We start from the raw sequence: 17,192 nt of genomic DNA on the forward strand, positions 1-17,192 counted from the left end.
ATTAAAAACAGTCCGGCCTGTCAGTTGTTCTTTATTTGATGATATTAACAATATTAAATTAAACTTTATGAAACTATATAAAATTATTCTTCCGGCTGTAATTGTTTACACATTAGGAGCATGTACGTCAGGCAACAGTGATAAAGCCAAATCAAGTGGGCCTGATACGGTACGTACAGATACCTCGGCATTGCATGGTGGCAACAGCACCAATGATTCCACAAGTCGTAATACGGCTTCAAAAACTAATCAAAACGCTGATCCAAGCGGTAGAAATAAATAAAGTTGCCTCTAAGGCGTAGGTGAAAATTTACCGTAGAGTTTTGTACAGACAATCTGCGGGGGAATATTCCGCTAGTTGTGCTACGTTTGCTAGAACTTGAAGCAGGAGCACTTTTACCGCGACAGCTTATGTTTTTGACCGCATGAAATATGGCTACCACGCTTCTGATACCAATTAAGTAGTTTTTAAAATACCGGACAGCTAATTCCACCATCAAACCTGCGGTTTACCGCAAAACCGCTTAAATAAATACTGTTTTTTGGTATTTATTCAATCTAAACCATTCCTGCTTTGTTTATACAGGAAAACAAAGCCTTTACAAAATCATATAGATGGAACAAAGAATAGCCGATTGCGCCCGTGTGCTGGCAGACCATAAACTAACTATAGCATTTGTAGAAAGTGCCACCGCCGGCTGGCTATGTTCTGAATTCGCGCTTACCGATGAATCTGGTCAGATATTGAAAGGCGGAATTACCTGTTATGATGCTTCACTTAAAGAAAGCTTGCTGGGCGTTCCGCATAAAATAATTGAGCAATTTACGCCCGAGTCCAAACAAGTTACTAATGAACTTGCCCAACGTTTAGGGAAATTGATTCCCGCAGATATATACGTTGCAGTAACCGGGCTTACCACACCCGGCGGAAGCGAAACCCCGGAAAAACCGGTTGGTACTATGTTCGTTTCGGCAATTATAAAGGAGCGGCTGGTATCAAAGCGATATGTTTTCGACGGGTCATGCGAAGAAATCATCAAGAAGGCTATTATTGCTGCAGCCGAATTGCTGATACAAGAAACGTCATCAGGCTGACAAACAATAGAAGCACATTAGCTTGTCGCACATCAAAAATCAATCATTTTTATCTATATAAATATTTAATCAAACTAATACAACCTAAAATGTCAAATGCAATATCGCCATGGGCAGCCGCTACAGGCTCATATTTTGAGTATAAAGACCAACCGGAAATATTCCGGTTTGAGCGGCAGGGCTATACATTTACCGGCCACCTTAGTGAAGATTCTTTTTTTATAAAGGCCACCTGGAGCGGCGGCGGGCAACTTGCCTTCCGGCCTGTTTTTGCTCCGGCTTATGATTTAGAAATTGGCAGTCAAAAAAATATCAATAATAACCAAATTCACATCGTACTAAATTCGGCTATCGGAAAATATGACCTTGAAATCAACCTACCCGAAAATGATACTGTCTTACTAAATTATAAAACCACCCTTACACCTGCCTACGATTTGCTAATTCCCTTTTGGCCACGGGATATCATAGCGACGGGCACGACCGGTAACATTGAAAATACCGCCGGACAAGTAATTGTCAAGCAAGTTGGCACGCGCTCGGGTCAGCTCTATTTTCACATGACAAGACCAAAAGCCGGGGCTGTGTTTTATCTGCAAAATTTAACCGCATTGGCCGACTATTGTGAGCAGACGCAAACCTCGGCTGCAAATGTGGTTGGCGGAGAATGGCCGGAGTTAGGTATGGCCTTACCACCTACCACAAAGGGCACACCGTTAAAGGCAAATCAGGCGGTAGTTATATCAGATGCGTTTGTAGCTTTTGATCCCAATGTACCTGCAGACGAGGCAGAGACTGTGCGACAATATTTGAATTTTTTAAGCACGCTCTATTTACAGTTGCCAAAACCTGATACGAACTATACACACTGGCCTGATATTTTAGAAAAGGGACTGAAAGACCTTATTGACAGCCCTGGCTGTTGGGCGCAGGTTGGCGGCAATCATTATTTTAACGCTTATGTATGCGATTACGTGACACCGCCCGAAATTATGGTGCAATTAGCCATCATATTACCGCTGATAGACTATGCAGAATGGAGCGGCAAAACGCTGGATGTTATAGATCGTGTAAAAAAAGGCATCCCGGTTTTTTATGACAAAAAGTTGGGCACTCTTATGCGTTGGCATCCAAAATTGGTCGAGGATATGGAGGCTGATGAAGAGCAAAAGAAACCTATGGTAATGGACTCCTGGTACCTGCATCACCCGCTGCACAATTTATCGCGACTTGCTTTAAAGGGCGACAAGGTTGCTGAAAAACTTTTTTTGGATTCTATTGAGTTCTCCATCAAGGTGGCTCATCATTTTAACTATGAATGGCCGGTATTTTACAAGATCGATACACTGGAAGTTGTTAAAGCAGAAACAGAGCCCGGCGCAGGTGGAGAGAAAGATGTACCCGGCTTGTATGCGTTGATAATGCTTCAGGCCTGGGAACTAACGGGCAACAAACGTTACCTGACTGAAGCTGAAAAAGCAGCACAACACCTTCAAGGCAAAGGCTTTGAGTTGCTTTATCAGGCTAATAACACTGCATTTTCTGCCGGTGCTTTATTAAGACTATACAAGATCACCAAAAAAAACGTATACCTGGAGCTGAGTTACTTATGCCTGGCAAACATTTTCAAGAATGTACAGCTATGGGATTGCAATTACGGTTATGGAAAAAACTTCCCGTCTTTCTTTACCCTTTTCCCGCTTGACAATGCGCCGTATGCCGCTGTTTATGAGGAACAGGAAGTGTTCTGCGCTTTTCATGACTATCTTCACAATGCGCAGCATATCGAGCTTTTTGAACCGGTTCGCCTGCTGATGACCGAATATATAAGATATCTGGTAGACAGAGCGCCATATTATTACCCCCCAATGCTACCGAAGGAAATGTTACAGGAAGATCCTAAAACCGGCGAAATTGACCCAAATCTTTGGATAGCGTTAGAGGATTTACATGACGGCTGGGAAAAATCTGGCCAGGTAGGCCAGGAGGTTTATGGGGCAGGTAATGCTTTTGGGATTCTGCCAAGACATTATATGCGGGTGCCCGAAGCTCATTTTTTAGTATACACTGACTATCCTATATATAATTTTGAACCTGTAAAACAAAAGCCTGTTAAATTTAAACTTGCAGGTGATGGTCGTTTAACCAGTCGTTTGATGGTGGTAAAAGACAGCGCGCATAAGCTGCCGCCTTTAAAAATATCATGTAAAGGGCAAGAACAAGCGCTCAAAGGGAAAACTGTTAAAGATGGCAATCAGGAGTATCTGGTGCCAGGCGATGCAGAATTAACGATTGAATGGTAAATAGCTAACAAATAACCATATGAACACAAACTTTCAAAAAGGCCAAAAAGTGTTAACCCCCGATGGTGAGGGATTGATTGAAGATATAATTGGCGACAAAATAATGGTCAAGCTAAACTCAGGCCAATTAACAACTTATCTTTCAGATCAAATTGAAGATGACTCAGATCAGGGCTAAGACTCAGATCAGGGCTAAATGACAAATAAACCTATGAAAGCAAAAGATGTTTTAGTTGCGGGGATAACCGGCACCACATTTATGACGGCTTTTAGCTACCTGGTTTCTGAACTGGATGGCGAAAATTTCAGCGAACCTGAACGCTTGGGCCAGTTGGCTAAGCGGCTATTACCCCTGTTGAACAAAGAAGAAAAACTAACAACCGGCTGGACCGCTCATTATATGGTAGGTATGCTGTTCGCATTGGCTTATGTAGAACTTTGGACCAGGGGAAAAATTAAACCCACCCTTGGTCAAACCCTGCTGTTAGGCGGCGTCAGTGGCATCCTGGCAGTAGCCATCTGGAAAACAACTTTTAAAATGCACCCACTACCGCCTATGCTTAGCTTTAATAAATATTACCTGCAACTGGTTCCGGCTCATGTTGTTTTTGCCTTGTTTGCTGCTTTGGGTTACCGCTTATTAAACGGCGCCAAAGCAAGCAAACAAAGCATTAATTAATGGGCACTGATATGCATTTTGGCTGCGATAGCTTTGATTCTTTGAAGGTGGTCTTTTAATATCGGTAGCGTTTGGCTGGCAAACATCCTAACGTCTTTATCCGGAATGGTAGTCGACGCTTTCTCAAATAAGGCTACATCCTCTTCATGGTCTTTCACCATCATTTGTACATAATTGTGATCAAAAGTTGCGCCGCTCGCATTGGTAAGCATATCATCGTTCATGGGTGTTGGTACAATAGACGGTATACTCTTAGATCGTATTATATTCTTCAGTTTAGCGTTGGCTTTAGAGTGATCTGCGATCATTCTTGCACCAAAAGCTTTCACATCTGCTCTTTGGGCTTTACTTACAGCCAACTTTCCAGCCGCTACTTCCATTTGGCCGCCACGGGCCGCCTTACTTACAAAATTTACGGTACCGCTGTCTGCCATTGTAGGCTTGTCCACCTGGGCAAATATGTCAGGTACATTCAAAGAACCAATCATAGCTAATAAAATAATTCCCTTTTTCATAATTTAATGAGATTAATGGTTAAACAAAGATTGATTATAAGATCAGTTATCATTATCGCCTTCTTTTTTCAACTTGTCTAATGAAAGATTAGTAATACCACCAAGCTCTTCGCCGGCGTTATTATCAGATGTTTGTTGTTCCGCTCGGTCTGCTGCATTTGTATTTATACCGTCGCCCGAAGATGTACCTTGCGGGGTCTCATCAGCTCGCTGTTCACCCACTTTTACGTTCTTTTCTATTTTGTCAAGTTGATTTTGACTATATGCACCCGCGATGATCTCATCGACCGGCAAAATATTGCTCTGTGCTTGTTGAGGTGTCTTTTGTTGATCTTGTTCCATGGTTATGTTTATTACAACACATATGGCAATTACAAAAGTTTATTACAAAACAAAAACAGGTGTTTTACACATCGTCAGTGAACATATATCAATCTTTTGCTGCGAATCACGTATTTATACGTTAAGCGACATCTGCAGAACTGCTTGTAAAAAACCGACTAAAAGCAAAGGCCAGGCAGACGAAGATCTACCTGGCTTTAACATGAAAAGTCAACAGTTCGACTTGCCTTTCTTTACTTCAAATCAAACCTATCTAACTCCATAACTTTAGCCCACGCGGTAACGAAGTCATTTACAAATTTATCCTGAGAGTCCGCACTTCCGTATACTTCGGCTATAGCTCTTAGTTCGGCGTTTGAGCCCAATACCAGGTCGGCTCGGGTAGCGGTCCATTTTAGCTGACCGGTAGTGCGATCGATACCCTGATAAAGTTCGCGATCGTCTCCAATGGCTTTCCATGCTGTGCTCATGTCTAACAAATTTACAAAGAAATCATTAGTCAGTTCTCCGGGGCGTGAGGTAAACACACCGTGTTTTGAACCGTCGAAATTAGTATTTAGCACACGCAAGCCGCCTATCAATACAGTAAGCTCAGGCGGAGTAAGCGTAAGCAGGTTAGCCTTGTCAATCAGCAACTCTTCGGTAGATACCGGAACTTTTGATCTCCGGTAGTTACGGAAACCGTCGGCAATAGGCTCCAGGTAACCAAATGATTCTACATCGGTCTCCTCCTGCGAAGCATCCATCCGGCCTGGGGCAAAAGGAACCGTCACGGGGTGACCGGCGTCTCTGGCGGCTTTTTCAATACCGGCATTTCCGGCAAGCACGATCAAATCTGCCAATGACACCCGCTTATTACCCCCATGTGTACCGTTAAACTCCTTTTGAATATCCTCAAGCACACTTAATACACTTTGCAGTTGCGCTGGATTATTAACCTGCCAATATCGCTGCGGAGCCAACCGGATACGTGCCCCATTGGCACCACCGCGTTTATCTGAACCGCGGAAAGTTGAGGCCGATGCCCACGCTGTTGAAACCAGTTCTGTTACACTCAGACCGGAGGCCAGGATTTTTGACTTCAGGCTTTGGGCATCCCCTTCACTTATAACTTCATGATCAAGCTCAGGGATCGGATCCTGCCATACCATTACCTCGGCGGGGACGTCAGCTCCCAGATAGCGGGCCCGCGGGCCCATATCACGATGGGTTAATTTAAACCAGGCACGGGCAAAAGCATCCGCAAAGGCATCCTGATCATTTAAAAAGCGCCTGGAAATTTTTTCATATACCGGGTCCAACCTTAAAGCAAGATCGGTGGTTAGCATACGCGGCTTATGTTTCCTGGCGCCGTCAAAAGCGTCGGGGATGGATTCTGGTGCATCTTTAGCCACCCATTGATGAGCGCCGCCCGGACTTTTGGTCAATTCCCACTCAAAACCAAATAAGTTCTCAAAAAAACTATTGCTCCATTGGGTTGGTGTTTTTGACCAAATCACTTCCAACCCGCTGGTAATAGTATCGGCACCTTTGCCTGAGCCATATTTATTGTGCCAGCCAAAGCCCTGTGCACTTAGGTCAGATGCCTCCGGTTCCTTGCCTACGTGGTCGGCAGTGGCGGCACCGTGGGTTTTGCCAAAGCTGTGACCACCGGCTATAAGTGCTACAGTTTCTTCATCATCCATTGCCATACGGCCAAAGGTATCGCGGATATCCTTAGCGGCCATTATCGGGTCAGGGTTACCATCCGGCCCTTCCGGGTTTACATAGATCAAACCCATCTGAACAGCGGCCAACGGTTTTTCTAAGTTACGCGTGTGGATATCACCGTCGGCATCGTCGTCTGATACCAAAACACCATGGCCTTCAACCACACCGGGCGAACCATGCGCATAACGCAGATCGCCGCCTAACCAGGTGGTTTCTGCGCCCCAGTAAACCGACTCATCAGCTTCCCAGGCATCTTCGCGTCCGCCGGCAAAGCCAAAGGTCTTAAAGCCCATTGATTCAAGCGCTACGTTGCCTGCCAAAATCAGTAAATCGGCCCATGAAATTTTACGACCATATTTTTGCTTGACAGGCCAGAGCAGCCTGCGGGCTTTATCCAGGCTAACGTTGTCTGGCCAGCTGTTTAATGGCGCAAAGCGCTGCAAACCTTGCCCGCCGCCGCCGCGCCCATCGGTTATCCTGTAGGTGCCCGCGCTATGCCAGGCCATACGGATAAACAAGCCGCCATAATGGCCAAAATCTGCCGGCCACCAATCCTGCGAATCGGTCATAAGCGCATGCAAATCGCTTTTCAGGCCTTCAAGGTCAAGGCTTTTAAATTCTTCGGCATAGTTGAAACCCGGCTCCATTGGGTTTGATAATGGCGAGTGTTGACGCAGAATATTTAACTTCAATTGGTTTGGCCACCAGTCGCGATTGCGGGCACCGCCACCGCCTGTGTTATGTTTCATACTGCCGTTATGAAACGGGCATTTGCTGATATCATTTGAATCGTTTTCCATAGTCTTAAGTTTATAAATTGATTGGTTTACCGGCGCCTTAATGGCACATCAATATAAAGTTAAGACATCCGCCAAGCAGTTCATAATCATTTAGTTCTATAACCAATAGGCAAAAACTATATATGTTGACCATTTATATAGAGCTATTAAATTACATTAACTTGAATTATTGGAGATTATAGCACAAAGAGTTTATCTGACGATAGCTACCCACCCCGTAATTGGCGTTTCGCCATTTTTAAGATCGATAATGTAATAGTAGGTACCGTCCGGCAAGTCAGCACCGTTAAGTTTACCGTCCCAGGGTACAGCGTAACTGACCGAATAAAAAACAGAAGCTCCATATCGACTGTAAACTTGCACCACGCTATTTGGAAAGCCTTCGATATTTTTGACGACCCAAGTGTCATTCAGACCGTCGCCATTAGGTGTGAAAGTATTGCTCATGGCAATGCTTATGGGCTGAGGTTTAACGGTCATTACCCCATCTACATAACTAATGACATAATTAGCTGATAGCGCGCCGGTAACAGTTATGGGGTACTGACCCGGCGGCGACTCTAAAACAGCAGTAGTGCTTATAGTCGGTTGGGTTGTCAGTGCCGACGATGCTTCATCATTTACAAAACCATTGTAATTAACGGTAAGCGAAGGGTTTGGTGTACCGGTTATCTTGCTTTTATTTACGGCGGTTATGGTTAACGGAGCAGGCGATACAATGTTATTGTTGTCGACGCTGATCTTGCTATCATTGCTTCCGGTGCTGCTCAATATAACCTCGCCGGCATAAGTGCCTGCGGGCGTGATTTTTTCTAGCCGGATGTAAATCGTGGTTGGCGGGATAGTTCCGGCCGACCCGATGGTGGCTATCTTACTGAATGTTGTATTGTTGGCGCTTACTTCAAAGCCTGAAGGAGGGCTTACCGTTATACCCGCCTTCAAGTTATCGCCCGAAATTGTAAACGTGCCTGATGTGGAAGGTGTGCCATAAACGGTACTCAATTGTGGTAAATTGCCAGAAACATTAATAACACCCGGCAAAGCGGGCATAATCGTTATAGTAAAAATAACAGGCAAGCCGTTACAACCGGTGGGGTTGGCCGGCGTTGCGGTTATAGTTGCAGTGAGCGGGGTAGTCCCGTTGTTTGTGGCAATAAATGCAGGTATGGTACCCGAGCCTCCGGCAGGCAACCCTATAGCCGGATTACTATTTGTCCAATTGACCGTCGTGGCTGTGCCGGCAAAGTTTATAGAAGGGGTGGTTTCGCCTGCAACAAAGATTTTATTAGCGATGGAATTTAAATTGTCGGGAGATTTATTGTTCCGAAAGCTGCTATCGTCCGGACAAAAGAGCCTGATGAAATACGTACACCTTCGGATATCGGGCCTGCGGATGCGGTAGCTGCAGAACGTATATAAATAGCGGTATTGGGTACTGTTCCGGCAGCCTGCCCAAGTACTAAACTGTTGCTATAGCCGTTTGCCGCCGTAAGTGAAACTTCCAGATGAGGGCCGGGTTGAATAACGATGTCATTAGTTAAATGGGCGCCGGATAGGATAAATTGCTGAATATTGGGGCTCACTGATGCCACACCCATACATGCATTTATACTGCCGGTTGGGATGCTAATGTTAAATGCCGGGCCCGTTGACGCTGCCGGCACCCTGATCGTAAAATGAATTGGTACCCCATTACAACCGGTGGGATTGGCGGGAGTAACCGTTATGGTTGAAACAAGGTCGTTAGCAGTATTATTTACTGGTGAAAATGAAGCTATATCACCCGATCCGCCGGCCGGTAAGCCAATAGCTGTATTGTCGTTTGTCCAGGTAACAGCAGTAGCGGTACCGGCAAAGTTTATAGGGCTGGTTGGTATACCGGCAACAAATGTTTTATTAGGAACAGAATTAACATTGCCGGGAATAAATATAGTTCCGTTAACTGCTTCATTTTGGATGTATGAACCCGATTGAACACGCACCGTACCATTTAATGGCCCACCTGGCGCAGTGGCTGCCGAACGCACATAAATAATTGTATTTATCGCGCCCCCTACGGGTGTTATGGTTATGCTATTGCTGTAGCCGGTACCTGACGCTAATGATATTTCGAAAAAATTAGAAGTCGGCGTTAAAACAACATCGTTTGTTAAATTAGTTCCCGAAATAGTAAATTGCTGAATATCGGGGCCGACCGATGCTACACCCATGCAAGCGGTTATAGCGCCGGTGGCCGTGCCAAGCAGAATAGAAGGTGTCGCAGCCCCTGCCGGTGCTACTGCAATGTTAAAATGCATAGCTGCACCATTACAGCCGTTAGCATTTACAGGGGTAACGGTAATATGTGTTATAATGGGCGTACTACCGTTATTAATAGCAGTAAATTGCGCAATAGTGTTAGTACCTGAGGGCACCGTCCCGATTGCTGGGTTATCAATTACCCAGTTATAGGAATTGGCGGTGCCCGTAAATGTAATAGCGGGAACCACCTGACCCGGAGAGTAAGATATGTTACCCATTTGATTGACCGTAGGGGTTGCTTTAACCGTACCCGAAACCGCTACGTTTTGCGTTGCAGCGCCCGGAGAACTTAATGTTACATTGCCTGTAATATTGCCCGGCGCAGCGTTTGCTGCAGCTCTGACATATATAATTGCCGAAGCGCTGCCCGGCAAGCCCGGAGTTGACGGCACACCAAACGTAGTTGTATAACCGAAAACCGGATCAAGAGATATTTCGAAACCCGCAGGGGCGGTTGCCGTAAGCGTATTTGTCAAACTGCTTGCGGTAACCGTAAATTGCTCGATATTTGGGTCGGCAGATGCGGTGCCTGCACAGGTAATAATGATGCCGGTAACTGTGCCTGCTGTAATCGCATTAGCTCCCTGCCCTTTGATAATACCGGCAAATGCCATAAATACAATAAGGATTAGGAGGCGCTTCATGCAGTAACTAATGGTAAATCAGGCTACTAATATAACCATATCCGCCAATTATCTAATAGATAGTAGTGTCTCAGTTTGTTTTTATTCTTTAAAAGCTTTACCATCGCATAGACGATACCGCCAACTACAATAAATGGTGCGCAACAAATAAAATGCGTTAACAAACCCAAAATCAAAAAATTGCCCAGCAAAGTGCAAAGCGGTAGTACGGCAATGGTTTTCCATCTTCTTCCTGGCCTTCGATATCAAACGATTGACTGCTGAATGAAAACTTTTAACAGATAACTAAGCCCAGGCATTGCGCAGAAAGCGCAGCCAATTGCCATGCATCATATTTTCTATGTCGTAATTAGTATGGCCGCGTTTGGCTAATAATGCAGGTATGTTATGCAGATCGGCAATAGTTTCCAGATCGTAAGGGCATTGCTCGCGCCCGAAGGCTCCATCTAAATCAGAGCCTATACCTATGTGAAGGGTATTGCCGGCTAGCTGACAAATATGGTCGATATGATCAATCATCACCTCTAAATTACAGTTCATACCTTCGGGCGTTGATACCCCGCGCACCCAACCGGGTACCATCATCCAGGCATCTAAAGCGGCACCAATCACGGCGCCGCGGTCTATCAGCGCTTTGATCTGCTCATCGCTGTATTGGCGGTTATGATTTACCAATGCACGGCAATTATTGTGGCTTGCCCAAACGTTACCATTGAAGTGGTCAAGGGCTTCCCAAAAGCTGTCATCGCATAAGTGGGTGGCATCCAAAATGATATTCAGCCGCTCCATTTCCTTTAAAAGCGCGTGCCCTTGGAGGCCCATAAAGCCGGTGGCGTCCGTCCCTTGCGCGTATCGGCCCGGCCCATAGTGGGCCGGGCCAACAGCGCGCAGGCCAGACTGGTACGCCCGCTCTAAATGCCCTATAGTAACCAGCGAATCGGCACCTTCTAAACTCAAAATATAGCCTATAGGTTTGTGGGTGTTGTCACCGTCATCGCCCCAAACCTTTAAATGATTTTCAAGGGTGTGCAAATCATGAACCTGTGTCATCTCGCCGGCATCTTCCATAGCCTTGTACCAGGCCCGTTGCCCCTGCGTTTGCGCCCAGGCTTGCTCTGGCGAATGCCAGCCTGGCAGCGGGTTGCCGGGTGCCACATAACGGGCTATTTGCGTAGCCACCACCAAACCTATGTTGCCGCGACGCAAATCAGGCAGTGACACTACAGCCCTGGCACGGTCGGGTTTATCATTGAGGCCAACCTCGCGGTCATTAATCGCAGCAACCGGCTGGGTCAGATCACGGTTCCATTCCAGCGCGTTCATACTTAGGTCCAGGTGGGCGTCGATGATAAACATAATTTAGATATTGATCTTGCGGTCGCGGGCTATATTAAGCCACTCGCCGCTTATTTGATTATTTTGGATAGTGATGGCACGCTCATAAAGCGCAACCGTAGGGCAAATATGGTGCGGCACGCCATACAACACATCGCCCACTTTGTAATGATGATTGGCGCCGGCTTCGAGTACCAAATGTTCTTCGCTATGACTTATCGGCTTCAGTTGGCTTGCATTAAGAAACGTCACCCGCTTGTCCAATACATTTTCGGAGGCGATAGATTTATGTCCTAAATCGATACAAATTTTAGTTTCGCCGGGCAGTGAAACTACCCTTGCTACAACCAGAGCCGCGGGTAAAAATTGCTGCTCGTCAAATGCTTCACCATAACCGCTATCCCAATAAACAAATGTACCCGGGCTGCATTCTACGCCTTTACGTTTAGCATGTATCGGGAAAGTGGGCGAGCCGCCGGCTATTACAACAGGGTTAATACCCGAAGCCTGGAACTCAGCCATTAATTCATTTACGGGCTTAAACGCGGCATCGCATTGTTGCTTGCGGATGTTCAGGTCATTATGATGAATATGGCCGTCATAAACATGCAGCCCACTAACTTTTACCGCTTCCAATAGTTCACATCGCCCGTACAACACAAAAGCCTCTTGCGGAGCGATGCCCGAGCGATTCATGCCGACGTTCAGGTCAATAAAGACGTTCAATGTTACCTGCCCGGCCAAAGCAATCTGATCTATTTGGCTGGCGGCTTCATAATTATCTGCCAGGCAACTAAATTTGGTATCTGGATATTGTTTGATGAGCGCCACCAGCCGTTTTATTTTAGGGCCGATGGGTTGGTAGGCCAACAGCACATCCGGGGCTTTGCAGCGGGCCAGCATTTCGGCCTCTGCAATAGTAGCGCATTTAAACTTTCGGATACCCGCGTCCATGCATAACTGCGTAACCTCTTTGCATTTATGCGTTTTTACATGCGGCCGCAGCCGGTCGGTACTATCAATGGCAGTTACCAGCGTGGCAATGTTTTTCTTTACCCTATCGGGATAAACAACCAGCGCCGGGGTGTCAAGCTCGTTGATGTCAGTTATATCGAACCAGGCGGCCATATATTATTCTTCCAGTTCAAACATGGCTTCAATCTCTACCGGGATATTGTCGGGGAGTGAACCAAAACCCACTGCGCTGCGTACGCCTATGCCATTCTCGGTGCCCCAAACCTGTGCAAACAATTCGCTGCACCCGTTGATAATATATGGGTGCTTTTCAAACCCGGGCGTGCAGTTAACCATGCCTAATACCTTGATTACGCGTTTTACTTTATTCAGGCTACCTAAGTTGGTTTTGATGGTGGACAGGATAGCCAGACCAACCTGCCTTGCGGCCAGTTTACCTTGCTCCATATCAATGTCGGCGCCAATACGACCAATGATCAGACTTTTATCGTCCTGCACCGTTCCGTGCCCGGATACGTACAAATATTTTCCGTCTATCAGGTACGGTTTGTAAACCCCTACCGGTGCAGGTGCCGGTGGCAGGCTCAATCCGGTTTTCGCAAAGTTCTCGTCAGCTGTATTCATATTTGTTGATGTTTCATTGTTTGCCGCTTTATTGGCAGCAACGCGAAGTTAGTTATTTTGGCTAAAGCCGGATCGGTTTATTTGTTATCCGCTTGGCTTAAAGCCAACGGCAATGAAATTAAAGAACCGGTCTTTGCGCAGCAGAGAAGAGGGCCGAACAAAGCGATGACCGGTACGGCTACGTGATCCACGTGAATGTGTATCACTTTGGATCAGTTAAAATAACAACTACTTGTAAATAAGATGATTAACAATCTTAATACTGAAATTTGGATCAATTTGGATCAATTTTTATGACTTTTAAGTCATGTTTTTTGGATCAGTTCCCAAGGCTTTTTCTGATTGACATTTTCAAAGCAGGTTTTCTGCTTGTTGCTTAAGCTGGAAGCTTAATACATTTTGGAACGAAGTTACGCTTTGCTAAACTTCGACCAGTGGAAAAAATGACAAGGATGCAATTCAGATAACCTGTCAAATTCAGTGTACCAAGACAGTACAGGATGGATTTACGCTTCAGTAACACTATGTTTGTTAAAACCAATGCTGCGCACAGCGGCTATACATAAATCCTACTTCATACAACAATGAGCTTGAAATGCTTCTTTGCCGCCCTGTTTTTATCGGGCGTTGTGATATTTGACGCTGCTGCGCAGGTTATACCTGTGCCCGACGCTTCGCTGCCCAATTTTAAATCTATTGAAACCGGTTTCATAACCGTACCCGATAATATCCAGACCAGCGTATACTGGTACTGGCTGTCAGACAATATCTCGAAGGAAGGCGTGGTAAAGGATCTCGAGGCTATGAAACGCGTGGGCATTAACCGCGCCTTTATCGGCAATATTGGTATTGACAATATGCCTTTTGGTAAAGTAAAGATCTTTACACCCGAGTGGTGGGATATCTTGCACACCGCCTTGAAAACTGCCACCCGTTTAAACATCGACATTGGTTTGTTTAACAGCCCCGGTTGGAGCCAGTCGGGTGGGCCCTGGGTTAAGCCGGAGCAGGCCATGCGTTATTTAACTTCATCGCAAACTACGGTTAGGGGGCCACAGGTTTTTGGCCAGGTATTGCCAAAGCCTATTGATGTTTTTCAGGATGTCAGGGTGATTGCTTACCCGGTGGCGGCCGAATATAATGCTTCTATTGCTGATTTGAAACCCACCCTTTCGTCAACTCCGCAAGTTGACGGCCTTACTCGTTTAATTGATAACAACGAGGCCTCTACAATAACTATCCCACGTGGTCAGCCGTTTTCTTTCAGTATAGCCGCATCGCAGCGATTTACAACGCGTAGTATAACCATCGTTCCGGGTCATGAGGGCTTCAGTTTCTCGGGAGACATTCAGGCCAAAATTAACGGTGCTTACACTTCCATAAAACATTTTTCTATCGACCGGGGCAACACTGCACTTAACGTAGGCTTTGCACCATTCGGGCCGGTTGCTGTATCTATTCCGGCAACTACCACCACCGATTTTAGGATTGTTTTCACTCATGTATCCAACAATTGCAAGATTGCCGAAATAAAACTATCAGCCACCCCGGTAGTTGAAAATTATATTGAAAAAACCGAGGCTAAAATGTGGCCCACACCGCACCCATTCTGGGAGGCTTATCAATGGCCGCAGCAGCCGGTTATTGACAATAGCAATTACATCGTCGACCCGACAAAAGTTATCGATATCAGCAAATATATGGCTGCTGATGGTACGCTGAAATGGGATGTACCGCCAGGTAACTGGATCATTGAGCGTACAGGCATGACACCTACGGGCGTTAAAAATTCGCCGGCTACCCCGGAAGGCACCGGTTTAGAGGCCGATAAGATGAGCATTAAACACATCGAATCGCACTTTGATGCTTTTTTAGGCGAAATTATGCGCCGCATCCCGGCAGAGGACCGCAAGAGCTGGAAAGTTGCTGTAGAGGATAGTTATGAAACCGGGGGCCAAAACTGGACTGACCAGCTGATCAACGAATTTAAGCAGGCGTATCATTATGACCCGGTGCCATACATCCCGGTAATGCAAGGTAAAGTGGTCGGCAGCGCTGATCAGTCGGATCGTTTTCTGTGGGATCTGCGCCGCCTGATAGCCGATGACGTATCCTATAAATATGTGGGCGGCTTGCGCGACATCAGCCATAAATATGGCCTGACTACCTGGCTTGAAAACTATGGACACTGGGGCTATCCGGGTGAGTTTTTACAATACGGCGGCCAGAGTGACGAAATAGGTGGCGAGTTTTGGAGCGAGGGCGATCTGGGTGATATCGAGAACAAGGCAGCTTCGTCATCGGCACATATTTATGGCAAAACCAAAGTTTCTGCCGAATCGTTCACCGCTTCGGGCGATGCCTTTTGGCGCTACCCGGCCATGTTTAAAAAACGTGGCGACCGCTTCTTTACCGAAGGTATCAACAATACGCTGCTGCATGTGTACATAGAACAACCCGACGAAAAACTACCCGGACTGGATACCTGGTTTGGTGTAGAGTTTAACCGCCACAATACATGGTTTTATGACATGGATATATTTCTAAAATATAGCAAGCGTTGTAACATGATGCTGCAGCAAGGTGTTTATACGGCCGATGTAGCTTATTTCATTGGCGAGGACGCACCAAAGATGACCGGTGTTACCGACCCCGCGCTACCGCAAGGTTACTCATTCGATTACATCAATGGCGAAGTAATTAAATCGCGCCTTACCGTTAAGAATGGTAAACTAACGTTACCAAACGGCATTAATTACAGCATCCTGGTGCTGCCAAAATTGGAAACTATGCGCCCTGAGCTATTAGCTAAACTGAAAGAGTTGGTTTCGCAAGGCGCTGTAATTTTAGGGCCAAAACCAAAACGGTCGCCCAGTTTAACAGACTATCCGCAAGCAGATAAAAAGGTACAAGCTTTGGCTGATGAGCTTTGGGGCAAGATAGATGGCACCACTGTTAAGATAAATCATTACGGCAAGGGGCTGGTATTGTCCGGCTTGGACATGCAGCAGGCTTTAGATCTGGTAAAAGTTATTCCGGATTGTAAGATTACGCAAAGCGATTCTGTTCTGTTCATCCATCGACAATTGAAAGAAGGCTCGATCTATTTTATATCTAACCAAAAAACAAGTACAGTAAACATTTCGCCCGCTTTCCGCATTATTGGCAAACAGCCCGAATTATGGGACGCCATTACCGGCGACAGACGTTCCTTACCGTCATACTATCAATCAAATGGTACAACTACGGTTCCGCTTAAACTGGCACCTTATGAAAGCGCTTTCATTGTGTTCCGCAAACCTGGGATGAAAAAAGACACCAGCAGATCAAATTATCCGTATGCCACACAAAGCATCGTCATAAACAAACCCTGGACGGTAAACTTTGATAGCAAAATGCGCGGGCCGTCAAAACCGGTTATTTTTAAAGAATTAACCGATTGGTCAAAAAGTGATAACGACAGCATTAAATATTATTCGGGAACGGCCTATTACCACAATAATTTCAATATTGTTACTTTAGCAAAAGGAACCAATTATATACTCGACCTGGGATTGGCCCGGGCCATTGCTAAAGTTAAAATTAACGGTGTTGATGTTGGCGGTGTATGGACGCCGCCGTACCAATTAGATATTACGCGGGCTTTAAAACACGGCGTTAATAAAATTGAGGTAAAGGTAGTGAATACCTGGGTTAACCGTTTAATTGGCGATAGCAAATTGCCAAAGGCTGAGCGCAGCGTAGAAGCCATTGTTATGCCGAATATGAGCAAAGGCCTGGAGTCGTCGGGTTTATTAGGGCCGGTTAAAGTTTCGGTGGTTAAATATTAACCAGCGCGGTCTGGTATGTCGTCCCGGCCATAGGGAGAG

The 17,192-nt window shown here is 45.9% G+C and carries 14 protein-coding genes; 6 read left to right on the forward strand and 8 right to left on the reverse strand.

Annotated elements, in window-relative coordinates; translation table 11 throughout:
* Positions 1-67 precede the first annotated feature (67 nt).
* The 5 genes from ABD772_RS12275 (at position 68) to ABD772_RS12295 (ending at position 4,077) form a co-directional block, all read left to right on the forward strand.
* Positions 68-283, forward strand: a complete 216-nt coding sequence (locus ABD772_RS12275; protein WP_345104699.1) for a hypothetical protein — start codon at positions 68-70, stop codon at positions 281-283.
* A gap of 332 nt (positions 284-615) precedes the next feature.
* Entirely contained in the window at positions 616-1,095 is a 480-nt protein-coding gene (locus ABD772_RS12280; RefSeq protein WP_345104702.1) for a CinA family protein, read from the forward strand.
* Positions 1,096-1,184: 89 nt separating this feature from the next.
* Complete coding sequence (locus tag ABD772_RS12285; protein WP_345104705.1) at positions 1,185-3,398, forward strand: hypothetical protein; 2,214 nt, start codon at positions 1,185-1,187, stop codon at positions 3,396-3,398.
* A gap of 19 nt (positions 3,399-3,417) precedes the next feature.
* Entirely contained in the window at positions 3,418-3,576 is a 159-nt protein-coding gene (locus ABD772_RS12290; RefSeq protein WP_345104707.1) for a hypothetical protein, read from the forward strand.
* Positions 3,577-3,609: 33 nt separating this feature from the next.
* Positions 3,610-4,077: a hypothetical protein gene (locus ABD772_RS12295; RefSeq protein WP_345104710.1), complete on the forward strand. Its 468-nt coding sequence runs from the start codon at positions 3,610-3,612 to the stop codon at positions 4,075-4,077.
* Here the strand turns inward: ABD772_RS12295 and ABD772_RS12300 are convergent.
* The 8 genes from ABD772_RS12300 to ABD772_RS12335 form a co-directional block, all read right to left on the reverse strand.
* Positions 4,074-4,592 carry a DUF4142 domain-containing protein gene (locus ABD772_RS12300; RefSeq protein WP_345104713.1) on the reverse strand — a complete coding sequence of 173 codons (519 nt, stop codon included), beginning with the start codon at positions 4,590-4,592 and terminating at the stop codon, positions 4,074-4,076. The genes ABD772_RS12295 and ABD772_RS12300 overlap by 4 nt on opposite strands.
* Positions 4,593-4,634: 42 nt before the next feature.
* Complete coding sequence (locus tag ABD772_RS12305; protein ID WP_345104715.1) at positions 4,635-4,934, reverse strand: hypothetical protein; 300 nt, start codon at positions 4,932-4,934, stop codon at positions 4,635-4,637.
* Between the two features lie 233 nt (positions 4,935-5,167).
* A complete protein-coding gene (gene katG / locus ABD772_RS12310; protein WP_345104717.1) occupies positions 5,168-7,444 on the reverse strand; it encodes a catalase/peroxidase HPI in 2,277 nt (758 codons plus the stop codon).
* 192 nt (positions 7,445-7,636) lie between these two features.
* Positions 7,637-8,635, reverse strand: coding sequence for a T9SS type B sorting domain-containing protein (locus ABD772_RS12315; protein ID WP_345104720.1), 999 nt, complete (start codon positions 8,633-8,635; stop codon positions 7,637-7,639).
* A gap of 107 nt (positions 8,636-8,742) precedes the next feature.
* On the reverse strand, positions 8,743-10,389 hold the full coding sequence (locus ABD772_RS12320; RefSeq protein ID WP_345104722.1) for a PKD-like domain-containing protein: 1,647 nt from the start codon (positions 10,387-10,389) through the stop codon (positions 8,743-8,745).
* Positions 10,390-10,674: 285 nt separating this feature from the next.
* A complete protein-coding gene (locus tag ABD772_RS12325; RefSeq protein ID WP_345104725.1) occupies positions 10,675-11,745 on the reverse strand; it encodes a dipeptidase in 1,071 nt (356 codons plus the stop codon).
* A 3-nt stretch (positions 11,746-11,748) separates the two neighbouring features.
* Entirely contained in the window at positions 11,749-12,852 is a 1,104-nt protein-coding gene (locus tag ABD772_RS12330) for a D-TA family PLP-dependent enzyme (protein WP_345104728.1), read from the reverse strand.
* Between the two features lie 3 nt (positions 12,853-12,855).
* Positions 12,856-13,323: a RidA family protein gene (locus ABD772_RS12335; protein WP_345104731.1), complete on the reverse strand. Its 468-nt coding sequence runs from the start codon at positions 13,321-13,323 to the stop codon at positions 12,856-12,858.
* Positions 13,324-13,907: 584 nt separating this feature from the next.
* Here ABD772_RS12335 and ABD772_RS12340 point away from each other — a divergent pair.
* Positions 13,908-17,153 carry a glycosyl hydrolase gene (locus tag ABD772_RS12340; RefSeq protein WP_345104734.1) on the forward strand — a complete coding sequence of 1,082 codons (3,246 nt, stop codon included), beginning with the start codon at positions 13,908-13,910 and terminating at the stop codon, positions 17,151-17,153.
* Positions 17,154-17,192 lie beyond the last annotated feature (39 nt).

Origin of the sequence: Mucilaginibacter panaciglaebae, from assembly GCF_039539265.1 — a bacterium.
GTDB lineage: Bacteria > Bacteroidota > Bacteroidia > Sphingobacteriales > Sphingobacteriaceae > Mucilaginibacter > Mucilaginibacter panaciglaebae.

Coding starts and splice junctions, on each gene's coding strand:
- ABD772_RS12275 (WP_345104699.1), top strand. CDS start 68: ATGAAACTATATAAAATTATTCTTCCGGCTGTAATTGTTTACACATTA.
- ABD772_RS12280 (WP_345104702.1), top strand. CDS start 616: ATGGAACAAAGAATAGCCGATTGCGCCCGTGTGCTGGCAGACCATAAA.
- ABD772_RS12285 (WP_345104705.1), top strand. CDS start 1,185: ATGTCAAATGCAATATCGCCATGGGCAGCCGCTACAGGCTCATATTTT.
- ABD772_RS12290 (WP_345104707.1), top strand. CDS start 3,418: ATGAACACAAACTTTCAAAAAGGCCAAAAAGTGTTAACCCCCGATGGT.
- ABD772_RS12295 (WP_345104710.1), top strand. CDS start 3,610: ATGAAAGCAAAAGATGTTTTAGTTGCGGGGATAACCGGCACCACATTT.
- ABD772_RS12300 (WP_345104713.1), bottom strand. CDS start 4,592: ATGAAAAAGGGAATTATTTTATTAGCTATGATTGGTTCTTTGAATGTA.
- ABD772_RS12305 (WP_345104715.1), bottom strand. CDS start 4,934: ATGGAACAAGATCAACAAAAGACACCTCAACAAGCACAGAGCAATATT.
- katG (WP_345104717.1), bottom strand. CDS start 7,444: ATGGAAAACGATTCAAATGATATCAGCAAATGCCCGTTTCATAACGGC.
- ABD772_RS12320 (WP_345104722.1), bottom strand. CDS start 10,389: ATGAAGCGCCTCCTAATCCTTATTGTATTTATGGCATTTGCCGGTATT.
- ABD772_RS12325 (WP_345104725.1), bottom strand. CDS start 11,745: ATGTTTATCATCGACGCCCACCTGGACCTAAGTATGAACGCGCTGGAA.
- ABD772_RS12330 (WP_345104728.1), bottom strand. CDS start 12,852: ATGGCCGCCTGGTTCGATATAACTGACATCAACGAGCTTGACACCCCG.
- ABD772_RS12335 (WP_345104731.1), bottom strand. CDS start 13,323: ATGAATACAGCTGACGAGAACTTTGCGAAAACCGGATTGAGCCTGCCA.
- ABD772_RS12340 (WP_345104734.1), top strand. CDS start 13,908: ATGAGCTTGAAATGCTTCTTTGCCGCCCTGTTTTTATCGGGCGTTGTG.